Source organism: Rhizobium sp. P38BS-XIX (assembly GCF_012641435.1).
Taxonomy (GTDB): Bacteria; Pseudomonadota; Alphaproteobacteria; order Rhizobiales; family Rhizobiaceae; genus Rhizobium.
This window is the reverse complement of the sequence record NZ_JABAIJ010000004.1, coordinates 205,628-219,469: the sequence shown is the minus strand read 5'-3', so window position 1 is coordinate 219,469 and position 13,842 is coordinate 205,628. Positions and strand designations below refer to the sequence as shown.

The following is a 13,842-nucleotide window of genomic DNA, read 5'->3' as shown; positions in this document are numbered from 1 at the left end:
CAGAAAATGGACTTGAAAGGGAGCCCCACCTTGGCCACAAAACCCAAAACCCTCGACCAAACCAAGCTTGCCGTACCGAAGGATCTTGTCGTCATGGCGATCGATCTTGGTGGCTCGCATGTGAAGGCACGCCTGAGCTCGGGCAGCGAACGGCGAGCCGTCGTTTCCGGCCCCTCCATGTCGGCGAAGAAAATGGTCGAGGCCGTCAAGGAAATGACTGCGGACTGGCAATATGACGTCATCGGCATGGGATATCCCGGCCCGGTCAAGGACAATAAGCCGGCGATCGAGCCGCACAATCTCGGCCCGGGCTGGAAGGACTTCGATTTCTCGGCCGCCTTTGGAAAGCCCGTCAGGCTGGTCAACGATGCAGTCATGCAGGCCATCGGCGGCTATAAGGGCGGCAATATGCTCTTCATCGGGCTCGGCACCGGCCTGGGATCGGCAATGATCGTCCATAATGTCTGCCTGCCCATGGAACTGGCGCATCTCCCCTACAAGAAGAAGGAGACGTTTGAGGATTTCGTCGGCGAGCGCGGTCTGGAGAAACGCGGCAAGAAGAAATGGCGCAAGTCGGTCGAAGACGTGATCGGCAGATTGCAGGCAGCATTGCTGCCGCATGAAATCGTCATCGGCGGCGGCAATGTCGACAAGCTGGAGACGCTGCCCGAAGGGTGCCGCGCCGGCGACAACGAGAATGCTTTTCTCGGCGGCTTCCGCATCTGGAAGGATGAAAGCCTGCAGCTCTAAACGCGTTCCGGGATGCGGCTTATTCAACCGCACTCTCAACCACGTCGGCACCCGGCGCGCTCGAAGCTGGGTGCCGCACCCCGAAATGGGGCGCCGCTCATTCCAGAGACGAAAGATGCGCTGTTGCGCTCCGGCAACACAAATCAACAAAACATGATTTTTATTTTCAACTTTTAACCAAGTGAAATATAAGGCATTTTAAGTAAAAACAACGGCTTATCGCAATGTAGCGCGATATTGGCGCGGCTATCTGCGTCCTTCCATAGAATGAGTCCAATCTATTGCGATTGCAGAGGCCGATGGCGCTTTGTAATTGCAGATCAGCGGCACATGGAAAGTCCGCCGAAGCAGGTTGAGTTCGCGATGACGAGTTGGGGCAGCAAGATCGGGTGGCTTTTCGCCGAACATCATCGCCGTTTGGAAGCCCTGGTCCGCAAAAGCGTCCGCAATCAGGAAACAGCAGCCGATATCGTGCAGGATGTCTTCGTCAGGGCTCTTGCGGCCGGCCCAAGAGCCACTGCTGAGGACGATCGCAATGTGCTTTACGCCTCGGCACGCAATGCCGCGATCGAACATCATCGGCGAGAGAACAGAAGAGCCGAGTTGATTTCTTCCGTGCTGCCGGAACAGATGCCTGTGTCCACGCCTTCAGCGGAGGCGGGCCTGGAGGCACGCGAGGCGCTCTCCGCGCTTGATGAAGCGCTCGGCGCACTCTCGCCGCGCTGCCGCGATATCTTCCTGATGCGCCGCGTCGATGGGCTTTCGAACAAGGAAATCGCGCGTCTTCAGGGCATTTCCGTCAACAGCGTCGAAAAGCACATTGCAAGAGCGCTGCGTCACTGCCAGGCAAGCCTAGCCAGCCATATTCGCGACGAGAACTGAAATCCTGTCCTCATGAGACACGGCATTTCGTGCGTCACCCGTTCTCCACTATAGAGATGGCGCGCGCGTTTCGGCGTGCTATGGCTTCGCGTGATACGAGGAGAGATGACGAGCGACGAACCGACGGAAGAGCAGCGCGACCAGGCGGCTCTATGGCTGGCAAAGCGGACGGGCGGTTCCTTTGGAGCCAACGATGCCCGCAAGCTCGACGACTGGCTGAATGCCGATCGCCGTCACCGGCGAGCGTTCGATGAACTGCGCGTACTTTATGCGCAGCTGGAACAGCCCGCCCGGCGTATCGCCGCAAGGACCTCGTTTCGCCGGAAGCTCGCTTTGCGTCTGCGACCACGGTTAAGCTGGCTTGTTCCACCGACTGCCGCGCTCGCCGTCATCTTGTCGGTCTGTTGGTTTAATCCGTCCCTGGTCGAAAACTGGGAGGCGGATATCGTTACGCATCAGGAGCTGATCTCCGATGTTGTCCTGCCGGACGGTTCGATCGCGCGCCTTGGAGCCGATACCGCCATCGGGCTCGACTTTGACAACGGTATGCGCCGCGTTCGTCTGCTGCGGGGAGAGGCCTATTTCGAAGTGCGCCATGGTCTTCCCGGGACATTTACCGTCGTTGCCAAGGGCGACGAGGTCCGCGATATCGGCACCAAATTCAATGTCGATATCGGCGAGCTTGAAACGGACGTGGTCGTTTCGGAAGGCGCGGTCGCCGTTATCGGCAGCAACGACACGGAACCCGTCATCCTGCGGGAAGGCAATCAGACGACGCTCGCCGGCGGCCGTGTCGGCAAGGTCGCCCCGACCGATACGAGCCTTGCCCTGTCATGGATGAGCGGGCGGCTCGTCGTTGAAGGAGCACGGGTTGCCGATGTCGTGCACGCCCTGGAGCGGCACTCTCCTCGGCCGATCATGGTTCGCGGACGGCTGGCCAGTCGTCTGATATCCGGCACTTTCCCGCTGACCGACGTCAATGCCTCGCTTGAAACCATTGCCGCGGCGGTAAACGGCACAGTGGCACGCGTACCGCCTTTGATGACCATTCTTTACTGAGAAAAGAAAAATGACCACGGCGTCATTTTTCTTGCACGACCCGACACGGCAGATGCTTCGCCACCCGTTTTACCCTTCAGAGGCCGATGAATGGCCGCGTTGGTAAGGGTAGATCAAGGAGCAGGCGAATGGTTGGGCGCGCAGTCGGGGGCAGAACACGCAATTTCAGCAGGCTGATGGCAACAACGGCGCTGCTGATTGCCGGCACGATACCGGTTGCAGCTCAGCAGGATGCGAAGGCGACGAGAGCCGCCGTTTCGGCATCGGCCTATCAATTCAACATTCCGGCAAAGCCGTTGGCCGCTGCCATCGCCGACGTCGGCGCCGTCAGCGGCTGGCGCATCGCCTACGGCTTCACACTGCCGGCAGGCAGCAAGTCCGCATCCTTGAAAGGCACGATGTCTGCGCCCGAGGCGATCGGCCGGTTGCTGGCGGGCACTGGCATCAGCTACCGCGTCTCCGGCAACCAGTCCATCGTTCTCACCGATCCCAAGCAGCCGATTGCAGCTGCGGGCGCCGATGGCGCGACCGCGCTCGCGCCCATCGTGGTGCAGGGCGCGTCGAATGGCGCGACGACCGAAGGCAGCGGTTCCTATCGCGCCGAATCCGTGACGATCGCCGGCAAGATGCCGGTTCCGATCCGCGAGATCCCGAATTCCGTTTCCGTGATCACCCGCCAGCGGATCGCCGATCAGAACCTCAATAGCGTCGAGGATACGCTGCGGCAGACGACCGGCGTGACGGCGACGCCCTACGGCGACGGCACATCCTATTTCAATGCGCGCGGCTATGCGCTCGATGCACAATATGATGGTATGCCGGTGCCCGGCGGCGTCCAGTACCTGACGCAATTCGACATGTCGATCTATGACCGTGTCGAGATCCTCCGTGGTCCCGCCGGACTGCTGCAGGGATCGGGAAGCCCGGCCGGTGCGGCAAATTTCATACGCCGCATGCCGCTCGATCATTTTGCCATCTCCACCGACACGCAAATCGGCTCCTGGAACTTCAAGCGGCAGACGGTCGATGTGACCGGCCCCTTCAACAGCGATGGCAGCGCCCGCGGCCGATTGATCGTGACGGGTCAGGATCGCGACTTCTTCTATGACGACGCCGGTGAATGGCACGGTACGGCCTATGGCGCACTGCAGTTCGACCTCGACGACAAGACGACCCTCAGTCTATCGGGTGCTTATCAAAAGCAACGTTTTTCGCCGTTCGATTATGGCCAGTCACGGTATGCCGACGGCTCATACCTCAACAGCCCGCGATCGGCATTCTTCGGTGCCGACTGGAGTTATAACGACTTCCAGACAAGCGAACTCTACGCGAACCTGAAGCATGAGTTCGACGGTGACTGGGTATCGAATACGACGGTCATGTACCGCGATATGCAGAATGACAGCAAATATGCCTACATGTTCGGCGGTGTCGACACGGCGACCAACCAGGCACAGTACGCGATCCAGGGCGGCCCCCTTCACAATCAATGGTTTGGTTTCGACACCAATCTTTCCGGGTCGTTCGATTTTCTCGGCCGCGAGAGCCAGTTGCTCGTCGGCGCAAACTACTCCTACCGCACGTCGCGCTCGGAGAGCGGCTATGTCGGTGCCGGGCTGTTTGACATCTATTCCGCACCGTCGACCATCCCTGAAGTCGACGTTCCCTATAATTTTGGCCAGCAGTCCAGGACCAACGAGACCGGAATTTATGGTCAAACGCGGTTGAAGCTGCTTGACCCGCTGACCCTCGTTCTCGGTGGCCGCCTGAGCTTCTACGGCAACGAGCACCGGTCGATCGTGCCGACCGAAGGCGATTGGACATCCGATCCCAGCGTCAACAACAAGTTCACGCCTTACGTCGGCATCGTCTATGATCTGAACGACACCTATTCGATCTACGGCAGCTACGCCGATATCTTCCAGCCGCAGGCTCAAACGACATTTACCGGTGCCGGCTTGCAGCCGCGCGTTGGCGAGCAGTACGAAGTCGGCCTCAAGGGCGTCTTTCTTGACGGCGGCCTGACGGCGACTGTCGCAGCCTTCAACATCAACGACAACCACCGCGCCGTTGCCGATCCCTCGAACCCGCTCTATTCCATCGCTGCTGGCAAGGCGCGCAGCCGCGGTATCGAGGCCGAAGTCACCGGCGAGGTCTTCACCGGGCTCGACCTGACTGCGGGCTATACCTACCTGCAGACGAAGTATCTTTCCGATCCGGACTATCAGGGACTGACTGTCGACCCGGAAGAGCCGAAGCATACCTTCAAGCTGTGGAGCAAATATACGTTCCAGGATGACAGCCCGCTCAAGGGCGTCAGCCTGGGTGCCGGCATGCGCGCCTACAGCAGCACGGATCGCGGCGCGGGCACCGGCATCGATATCGGACATCAAGGCGGCTACGCGGTGTTCGACGCTCAGGTGGGTTACAAGATCAACGACCATGCCGACGTCAATCTGACGGTCAAGAACCTGTTCGATCGCACCTATTTCGACCGCATTCCGACCCGGTATTTCGGCATCTATGGCGAACCGCGCAGCTTCATGGTCAGCCTGAAGACCCATTGGTAAGCTGATGCGGACGGCTTGCGATGCGCCTCGTTCAAGCATCACCCGGCGACGCCTGATGGCGCTGCTGGGTGGCGGGCTCATCGCGAGTGGATTCGCCGGCAAAGCTGACGCCCAGATCCAGTCGTCGAAGCCGCGAATCATCGTTCTCGACTGGGCGTTGGCGGCAACGACGCTGGCATTGGGGGCCAACGTCGTCGGCGTTCCCGCCATCGACTATTATCGCCAATCCGTCATCGAGCCGCCAATGCCGGACGAGGTCACCGATGTTGGCCTGCTCTTCACGCCGAACTTCGAGCTGCTGGATCAGCTTGCGCCGGATCTCATCATCATTCCACCGTCGTTGCGCATCGGCGAGCCGTTCCTGAAGCGCATTGCGCCGACGCTGATTGTCGATCTGTCCCATAATGGTGATGCCACCATCTCCTCCGCGATAAGCGGAAGCGAGACGCTGGCGAAGGCGCTCGATGCGCAAGCGGAGTGGCTTGCCCTGCGATCTCGCATGGAACAGCAGCTGCAGGACGCCACCGCGCAACTATCATCATGGCACGGCCGGCCGCTCTGGATCACGACGTCAGCGGACGACAGACATCTTACGGCGTTCGGACCGGGAAGCCTCTTTGCCGATATTCTGACGAGGCTCGGACTGAGCAACGCTCAAAAAGATGGCGGGTTCTGGAGGGGCCAGGCAACGGTCGGCCTCGATCGCATTGCCAGCGTTCCCGAAGCCGGCCTTGTTCTGATTGCGGCCGACGGCAGCAATTCTGTTTCGATGCCGTCCATGGACGGCGTCTTCTGGCAGGCGCTTCCGGCAGTTCGTGACAACAGGCTTTTCCAGCTGCCACCCGTCATGGACAATGGAGGCGTCGCCGCGATCATCCGTTTTGCAAGGCTGCTTGCCGTGAATTTAAGTGGTAAAGGCGCATGACATGACGGCTAGAGCTCATCCGTTCGGACTGTTCATCACAGGCCTGCTGCTCGCAATTTTCTCCCTCGGTCTTAGTCTTTATGGCGCATCCCAAACGCTTGATCCGAGGTTCTGGCTGCAAGCGATCACTGCGCCCGACCTTCATTCCATTGCGCAATTGACGCTGCATTACAGCACCTTGCCGCGCATCGTAACCGCCATTCTTGTCGGCGCCGGGCTCGCACTGGCTGGCGTGCTGATGCAGCTGACCCTGCGCAATCCTGCGGCCGAACCGGCAACGCTCGGGGTATCCTCCGGCGCCTTTCTTGCCATGAGCGCGGCATCGCTATGGGCACCTTCTCTCGTGCATTCCAGCCGAACGTCGGTAGCGCTCGCGGGTGCGATCGCAGCCAGCCTTTTGGTATTCGGGCTCGCCTGGCGCAGCCGTTTTGCGGCACAGGTCCTGCTCCTCGCCGGTCTCATGACCAGCCTTTATGCGGGAAGCATCAATACCCTGCTGATCATGCTTCATGGCGGCTTGATCAAACTCTTCATCTGGGGCAGCGGCTCTCTTGCGACCCAGGACTGGAGCACGGTTCTCTATCTGATGCCGCGGCTGATCCCCGCTTGCCTGGCAAGCCTGTTGCTGGTTCGACCGATCGCCGTGCTGACCGTATCCGATGAAGCCGCCGCCAGCCTCGGCGCATCGCCGACCATGATCCGGCTGGCCGGGCTTTCACTTGCCGTATGGATTGCCTCCGTCTGTGTGGCCGGCGTCGGGGTCATCGGCTTCGTCGGACTTGCCGCGCCGGAGATCGTGCGCCGCTGCGGCTATCGTAGGGTGCATGAGCAACTCCTCGCAGCTCCGGTCTTCGGCGCGCTTCTGTTATGGGCGACGGATCAGCTCTTTCAGCTGCTGCCGACCGCTTCGGAAATCCCGGCAGGTGCCGCCACGGCATTCCTGGGGGCACCGCTGCTTTTATGGCTGATCAACCGACGCAAGGAGATTAGACCGATCCTTGCAACAGAGATCGCAGCCGCATCCCGTCCTCTACGCCGGCAGGGCCCGATGCTGGCCCTTGTCCTTCTGGCGGGCCTGATTGCAGCCGGCCTCTCCCTGCTGATTGGCCGTGGATTGCATGGATGGATCTTCACCGGCCTTTCTTCGCCGGAGGCAACATTCTTCTGGCGCGGACCTCGCATGCTCGCGGCGGCAGCGGCAGCGGCACTCATTTCGATAAGCGGCTGTATTGTCCAGCGGCTGACGTCCAATCCTCTCGCCAGCCCCGAACTTCTCGGAATAAGCTCGGGAGCGGCGTGCGGCGTCGTTGTCGCTCTTTTCGTTCCGGGTGTCGGCCCGGCCATGTCCATCGCGTTCAGCATGGCAGGCGCCGGCACCGTGCTTTCGTTGCTGTTGCTGTTCGGACATCGCAAGGCTTTTGCGCCACATGATCTTTTCATGTTCGGCATCGCGCTCACCACCTGCTTCAGCGCGGTTGTTTCCGTTCTGCTGGCGAGCGGAAATCCGCGCATGTTCGATCTGTTGCGCTGGCTAAACGGATCGACCTTCCTTGCAAGACCGGGTGACGCCTTTATCCTTGCGGCATCTGCCATTCTCGCGCTTGCCGTATTGCCGCTGTTTTCGCGTTGGCTGGCGGTATTGCCGCTGGGATCGACGACGCAGACGGCACTTGGCGTGCCGATTTCACTGAGCAGAGGCCTGCTGCTTGGTTTTGCCTGCATGCTTGTGGGGCTATCGGTTCTGATGATCGGACCGCTCAGCTTCGTCGGTCTGATGGCGCCGCACATGGCGAGGATGGCGGGCTTTCGGCGTCCACTGATGGAGGTGTCGGCCGCAACGGCCATCGGCGCCACGTTGATGATCTTCGCCGACTGGCTGGGCCGAATTCTGCTGTTTCCCAATCAGCTCCCGGCGGGATTGATCGCCACGCTCATCGCGGCACCCTACCTTTTCCTGCTGATGTCCAGACGTCCCTGAAGGCACGCCACGAGTTTTATTTCGTGGCCGGGCGTTTCGGCTTCTTGTCCGTGGTCAACACGCTTTCCGCCATGCGCAGCAGGCCCTTCAGTTCCGGCTCGCGCACCAGGGTAGCCGCCTCGTTCGGCGAAAACCATTGCAGCCGGCGCTGACCGCGTTCGGGAAATTCCGCGCTTAATCCACCAACCTCGAGAAGATGAACCTGCACAACGGACGGCACCGTGTCGCCGGTATCGAGAGACTTCAGGTAGGTATAGTAGCCGAAACTTTTCTTCCGGACCTTACCTTTGACCCCAGCCTCCTCCCAGGCTTCGCGCTCTGCGACCTGATGGGGCAGTTTCTTGTCCATCGGCCATCCCTTCGGAATGACCCAGCGGCCGCTCTCGCGCGACGTGATCAACAGGATCTCGATCTCCTTGGCGCCTGGCCGCCAACGATAGCAGATCGCGGCATATTGCTCGATTGCCTGACCGTTGAAGAGTTTGTCCGCCTCGCCGGCCAGATGTCTGAGATACGTCTTCTTGCTCATCGGCCATCACGATCGCATGCAGAAATTCGCGCCGAGATCGCCATCCATCCCCACATGGGTCGAGCCCCTGCAGAGACGTCGTGATCCGCCAAGGCAATCCATTCCGATATTGTCGCCATCGCGGTTCTCCTTATGCCCGTCCTTGAGCGCGCGCGCTCAAGGAGTATATGACGATCACCTAACTTTCATTAGCCGACTATGTTTCATCCGCTTCAAGTCTTTTGCAAGGCGTATTGTCATAAAACTGTCATAAACTCCAATTTATTGTTTTATAACAGTATGATAATAAAGACATATGAATTGTCGCAAAGGCACGGTGGCTAGCCTCCACGAACAGAATCACGCCACACAAGTTCAGCCTTCAGCGTCAGGGACCGCCCTTCTGCAGCGTCGCTTTGCGAGAGCCAGATAACGGCTTCGCGGGCGATTTCCACAACCGGCTGGGTGAAGGTTGTCAGCCGATAAGAGAACCAGGACGCCTGCTCGATATCGTCGAAACCGACGACGCAAAGCTGCTGCGGAATCAACAGCGAAAACTGATGCCGCGCTGCATCCATCAGGCCACACGCGATCAGATCCGTCGCACAGAATATCGCATCGGGCCGCTCCCTCTTCGTCAACAAGCGTTGCGCGAGTATGAGGCCGGCCTCGTAGCCGGTCGAACCGTATCGCTCGACCACGACATCAAGCCCATAGTCTCTCGCGGCGGCGATAAACCCTTCTTCCCGCGCCATCAGGCTCGGTGTTCCCGCCTGCGAATTGGCGAAGGCGAGCCTGGTGCAGCCCGCGCGGACAAAGGCGGTGACCACACGCGCCGCCGACGCGCGATCATCGACGTTGATATGAAGAGGTCCCGATTGGTCCTCGTCTCGATTGATCAGAACGAGCCGCTGCCCATTTCGCAAACAAAGCTGCGTGATCGATTTGTCCGGCAGCCCCGACAGGATCACCGATGCGTCGGCGCGATAACGCATCGCCTGTTCAAGGGCACTGTTGACGCTACCATCGGAGCGATCCGTGTTGATCAGCATCGCGACCTTGCCGGCCAGTTGCAGCTGCACCGTCAATTCGCGCAGCAAGGTCGAGCGGTAGGGTGTCGCCACGCCGGAGACGATCAGGCACACGATGCCGCTCTCGTTGCGCATGAGTCCACGCGCCAGATGATTGACTTGATATCCCAGCTCTTCCGCAGCTTGCAGAACCTTTTGCCGCGTCGCCTCGGACACACTGGCACCGGGCGTAAAAGCCCGTGAAACGGCCGAGCGCGAAACACCTGCCCGCCGCGCTACTTCTTCTGCGCTGACAAAATCTCGTTGCGACACCGTCGCCTCTCTTGATCGCATCAAAGGACATCATAATTTGCAAACGTGTGCAACGCCGCCTTTATGATGATTTTGTGAAACTTTAATGACGCCAAGACGTATGGCCGTGTCTAGGGAGCGTAACTGCTGCACGGCTTTGCAGGATAGATCGGGTTCAATATCCGCAGGATGCGAGCCATCGTAACCAATGGCTCGCAGGAATAGCTGCTCTTAAAGTCAGGCCGGGTGCTGTTGGACGCTGAGGCCGCCGTCGACTGTCAGGCAGGTTGCGTTCATGAAAGGGCATTCGTCCGAGATCATGAACACCGCCGCCATGGCAATCTCTTCCGGCGAGGCTATTCGCCCGCCGGGATGCAGCTTCATCGTCTCCGCCTTTGCCGCATCCGGATCGGGAAAACTGTTCCAGTAGTCGATGACCTTCTGCGTCGCCACATAGCCGGGCGCAAGCGCATTCACCCGCACGTTTCTCGCGGCATATTCGAGCCCCAGAGATTTCGTCATGCCCAGCAACGCGTGCTTGGCGAGCGGGTAGGGAAACGTATGCGGAATGATGGTAAAGGCATGGGTCGACGCGATATTGAGAATGACGCCGCCGGTCCCATCGATCATGCCGGGCAAAACGGCCTTGCAGCAGTTCCAAGCGCCCTTCAGATTGATGTCGAAGCAACGGTTCCATTCTTCGTCGCTCGTCTCGAGCGGCTCGGAAAAGACATTCACACCGGCATTGTTGACGAGCGCATTGATCGGCCCGATCTCGTCTGCCGCCCTCGCGACGGCCGATGCAATCACCTTGGCATCAGTGATATCAGCGGCGAGGTAGCCAATCTTGCCGCCCGCCTGCTTCAAGGCCTCGGCCTGCTCTGCAAGCAGGCCATGATCCCTGTCGATCAGGAACAGCGATGCACCTTCGCGCAGAAAAGCCTTGGCGATCGCAAGGCCAATCCCCTGAGCCGCTCCGGTCACGAATATGTTTTTACCGACCAGTCGTCCCGACATGTCCGCTCTCCCTACCACTCTGCGACGCTGCCGTCCTCGTGACGCCAGACAGGATTGCGCCAGCGATGGCCTTCCTTGGCGCGTTCGATGACATAGGCCTCGTCGACCTCGATGCCGAGGCCCGGTCCCTGAGGAATGCTGACGAAGCCGTCGGCATACTGGAACACCTCCTTGTTGGAGATGTAGTCGAGGATGTCGTTGCCCTTGTTGTAGTGGATGCCGAGGCTCTGCTCCTGGATGAAGGCATTGTAGCTGACGGCATCGACCTGCAGGCAGGCGGCAAGCGCGATCGGGCCGAGCGGGCAATGCGGCGCAAGCGCCACGTCATAGGCCTCGGCCATGGCAGCGATCTTGCGGCACTCGGTAATGCCGCCGGCGTGGCTGAGATCTGGCTGCAGAATGTCGACATAGCCGTCCGACAGCACCGACTTGAAGTCCCAGCGCGAATAGAGGCGCTCACCCAAGGCGATCGGCGTCGAGCAATGATTGGCGATTTCCTTCAAGGCTTCGCGGTTTTCCGACAGCACCGGCTCCTCGATGAACAGCAGCTTGTAGGGTTCCAGCTCCTTGGCCAGCACCTTGGCCATCGGCCGGTGGACGCGACCATGGAAATCGACGCCGATGCCGACATAAGGGCCGATCGCCTCACGGATGGTGGCGATGGTTTCAACCGCCTTTTCCACCTTGTCGTAGGTGTCGACGATCTGCATCTCCTCGCAACCGTTGAGCTTGATCGCCTTGAAGCCGCGGGCAACGACGTCCTTGGCGTTGTTGGCGACGTCGGAGGGGCGGTCGCCACCGATCCAGGAATAGACCTTGATCCTGTCGCGCACCTGACCGCCGAGCAGCGAGTGGATCGGTTGGCCGAGTGCCTTGCCCTTGATATCCCAGAGCGCCTGGTCGATGCCGGCGAGCGCCGACATGTGCACGGCGCCGCCGCGATAGAAGCCGGCGCGGTACATGACGTTCCAGTGATCCTCGATCAGGAAGGGATCCTTGCCGATCAGATAGTCTTCCAGTTCGTGCACGGCTGCCTGCACCGTCAGGGCACGCCCTTCGACCACCGGCTCGCCCCAGCCGACGACGCCTTCATCCGTCTCGATCTTCAGGAACAGCCAGCGCGGGGGAACGATATAGGTCGTCAGCTTGGTGATTTTCATGGCAGAGTTCCGATTAGCTGAGAATGAGATTGGCAGCCTTGCTGGCTGCGGCGAGAACAGCGGCATTGGTATTGCCGCTGACGATAGTGGGCATTAGCGATGCGTCAACGACGCGCAAACCACGCGTGCCGCGGACTTTAAGGACCGGGTCGAGAACAGCGTCGGGATCGCTGTCGTGTCCCATCTTGCAGGTGCCGACCGGGTGATATCCAGTCTTCACCGTGCGCCGGCAATGGGCCGCGATGGCTTCGTCGCTGGTGACGTCGGCGCCTGGGAAAATCTCCTTATCGACCAGCTCGCGCATCGGGGACGCCGCAAGCACCGTACGGGCGTAGCGAAAGCCGGACATGGTCAGGCTCAGATCGTCGGGATGACCAAAAATCTGCGTATCGACGACGGCGTTCTCGAATGGATCGGCGGATGCCAGCGTTACGGAACCGCGCGCCTTCGGGCGCAGCAGCAGCGAGTTGATGGTGACGCCGTCACCCGGCTCCGTCCCCATGACGTCGCGGTCCAGATAAACGGTCGGAACACAGAACATCTGGATCGTCGGTTCGTCATTATTGCCGGCGGGATCCAGGAAGGCGCAGGTCTCGACACCCGTCGTCGAAACCGGTCCGGACTTGAACAGCAGATATTGCAGGCCGGCCTTGATCATCGGCCAGCCACGGTCCTGTCCGTAATAGCCGAAAGATCCCTTGGTGGTCGCAACGACCGGGCATTCGTAATGATCCTGGAGGTTCTTGCCAACGCCCGGGAGCGCCACCTTGGTCTTGATGCCATAGCGGCCAAGCTCGTCCTCAGGGCCGATGCCGGACAACATGAGCAGCTTCGGCGTCTGGTATGCGCCCGCCGCCATGATGACCTCCATACCGGCGGCGGCCGATTTCCGGCTGCCGTTCTGGACGTAATCGACCCCCGTGATCCGGTCGCCATCCATCTTGAGCGCCGTCACGGTTGCCTCTGTCTCGATCGTCAACAACGGATTGCCCATAACGGGTCGCAAGAACGCATCGACGGCACTGCAACGGCGATGCGTCACCCAATCGATCGTATGCTGCATGAAGCCGACGCCGAACTGACGGGCGCCGTTGAAATCGGGATTATAGGGAATTCCCATAGTCTGCAGAGTCTTCACATAAGCGCGCGTCATCGCGCTCGTATGGCCGAGATGCGAAATCTTCAGTGGCCCGCCGACACCATGGAATTCACCGCCAAGATGATCGTTGTCTTCCTGGGCCTTAAAGTAAGGAAGCATGTCGGCATAGGACCAGGCCCCGTCATTGCTTGCGCCAGGCGGTGTGATCGCTGCATTCCACCTGTCGTAATCGGCCGCCTGCCCGCGCATGTAGACCATCGCATTGACGGTGCTGCCGCCGCCAAGAACCTTGCCCTGCGGCACGATCGGGCCGCGCCCGTCGAGCTGCGGCTGCGGCTTCGTCTGGTACATGGCAAGGTAGGTATCCTTGGCCAGGAATTTCATGTAGCCGGCTGGAAAATGCATGATGGGATTGGCTTTCGCCGGCCCGCGCTCCAAAAGGAGAACGCGTGCCTTCCCCTTACCGACGAGTTCGGCAGCAACGACACAGGCAGAACTGCCGCCGCCGACGATGATATAATCGAACTGACTTCTGTCAGACATGTCATGCTCCGAAGCCCGCAAGGCGGGAT

Annotated in this window: 11 protein-coding genes; 6 read left to right on the top strand and 5 right to left on the bottom strand. The window is 60.0% G+C overall.

Going from position 1 to position 13,842, the window contains the following annotated elements:
- Positions 1-93: 93 nt before the first annotated feature.
- The 6 genes from HGP17_RS15400 (at position 94) to fhuB (ending at position 8,164) form a co-directional block, all read left to right on the top strand.
- Positions 94-750 (top strand): ROK family protein, encoded by a 657-nt coding sequence (locus tag HGP17_RS15400; RefSeq protein WP_246704132.1) that lies wholly within the window; start codon positions 94-96, stop codon positions 748-750.
- A gap of 363 nt (positions 751-1,113) precedes the next feature.
- Positions 1,114-1,632, top strand: coding sequence for a sigma-70 family RNA polymerase sigma factor (locus tag HGP17_RS15395; RefSeq protein ID WP_168810395.1), 519 nt, complete (start codon positions 1,114-1,116; stop codon positions 1,630-1,632).
- A gap of 105 nt (positions 1,633-1,737) precedes the next feature.
- Entirely contained in the window at positions 1,738-2,691 is a 954-nt protein-coding gene (locus tag HGP17_RS15390; RefSeq protein ID WP_168810393.1) for a FecR domain-containing protein, read from the top strand.
- Positions 2,692-2,819: 128 nt separating this feature from the next.
- On the top strand, positions 2,820-5,261 hold the full coding sequence (locus HGP17_RS15385; RefSeq protein ID WP_205925997.1) for a TonB-dependent receptor: 2,442 nt from the start codon (positions 2,820-2,822) through the stop codon (positions 5,259-5,261).
- A 55-nt stretch (positions 5,262-5,316) separates the two neighbouring features.
- A complete protein-coding gene (locus tag HGP17_RS15380; RefSeq protein ID WP_168810391.1) occupies positions 5,317-6,186 on the top strand; it encodes an ABC transporter substrate-binding protein in 870 nt (289 codons plus the stop codon).
- 1 nt (position 6,187) lies between these two features.
- Positions 6,188-8,164, top strand: a complete 1,977-nt coding sequence (gene fhuB / locus HGP17_RS15375) for a Fe(3+)-hydroxamate ABC transporter permease FhuB (protein ID WP_168810390.1) — start codon at positions 6,188-6,190, stop codon at positions 8,162-8,164.
- Between the two features lie 16 nt (positions 8,165-8,180).
- Here the strand turns inward: fhuB and HGP17_RS15370 are convergent, their stop codons facing one another.
- From HGP17_RS15370 to HGP17_RS15350, 5 genes are all read right to left on the bottom strand, one after another.
- Positions 8,181-8,693, bottom strand: a complete 513-nt coding sequence (locus HGP17_RS15370; protein WP_168810387.1) for an NUDIX hydrolase — start codon at positions 8,691-8,693, stop codon at positions 8,181-8,183.
- Between the two features lie 320 nt (positions 8,694-9,013).
- A complete protein-coding gene (locus HGP17_RS15365) occupies positions 9,014-10,015 on the bottom strand; it encodes a substrate-binding domain-containing protein (protein WP_168810385.1) in 1,002 nt (333 codons plus the stop codon).
- A gap of 216 nt (positions 10,016-10,231) precedes the next feature.
- Positions 10,232-11,011: an SDR family oxidoreductase gene (locus HGP17_RS15360; protein ID WP_168810383.1), complete on the bottom strand. Its 780-nt coding sequence runs from the start codon at positions 11,009-11,011 to the stop codon at positions 10,232-10,234.
- An 11-nt stretch (positions 11,012-11,022) separates the two neighbouring features.
- Entirely contained in the window at positions 11,023-12,171 is a 1,149-nt protein-coding gene (gene dgoD, locus HGP17_RS15355; protein WP_168810380.1) for a galactonate dehydratase, read from the bottom strand.
- Between the two features lie 13 nt (positions 12,172-12,184).
- Entirely contained in the window at positions 12,185-13,813 is a 1,629-nt protein-coding gene (locus tag HGP17_RS15350) for a GMC family oxidoreductase N-terminal domain-containing protein (RefSeq protein WP_168810379.1), read from the bottom strand.
- Between the last annotated feature and the right edge of the window lie 29 nt (positions 13,814-13,842).

Bases quoted from the DNA above. Each gene is read 5' to 3' on its own strand.
- HGP17_RS15370 (WP_168810387.1), bottom strand. From the start codon at position 8,693: ATGAGCAAGAAGACGTATCTCAGACATCTGGCCGGCGAGGCGGACAAA.
- HGP17_RS15380 (WP_168810391.1), top strand. From the start codon at position 5,317: ATGGCGCTGCTGGGTGGCGGGCTCATCGCGAGTGGATTCGCCGGCAAA.
- HGP17_RS15395 (WP_168810395.1), top strand. From the start codon at position 1,114: ATGACGAGTTGGGGCAGCAAGATCGGGTGGCTTTTCGCCGAACATCAT.
- HGP17_RS15400 (WP_246704132.1), top strand. From the start codon at position 94: ATGGCGATCGATCTTGGTGGCTCGCATGTGAAGGCACGCCTGAGCTCG.
- HGP17_RS15390 (WP_168810393.1), top strand. From the start codon at position 1,738: ATGACGAGCGACGAACCGACGGAAGAGCAGCGCGACCAGGCGGCTCTA.
- HGP17_RS15360 (WP_168810383.1), bottom strand. From the start codon at position 11,011: ATGTCGGGACGACTGGTCGGTAAAAACATATTCGTGACCGGAGCGGCT.
- fhuB (WP_168810390.1), top strand. From the start codon at position 6,188: ATGACGGCTAGAGCTCATCCGTTCGGACTGTTCATCACAGGCCTGCTG.
- HGP17_RS15350 (WP_168810379.1), bottom strand. From the start codon at position 13,813: ATGTCTGACAGAAGTCAGTTCGATTATATCATCGTCGGCGGCGGCAGT.
- HGP17_RS15385 (WP_205925997.1), top strand. From the start codon at position 2,820: ATGGTTGGGCGCGCAGTCGGGGGCAGAACACGCAATTTCAGCAGGCTG.
- dgoD (WP_168810380.1), bottom strand. From the start codon at position 12,171: ATGAAAATCACCAAGCTGACGACCTATATCGTTCCCCCGCGCTGGCTG.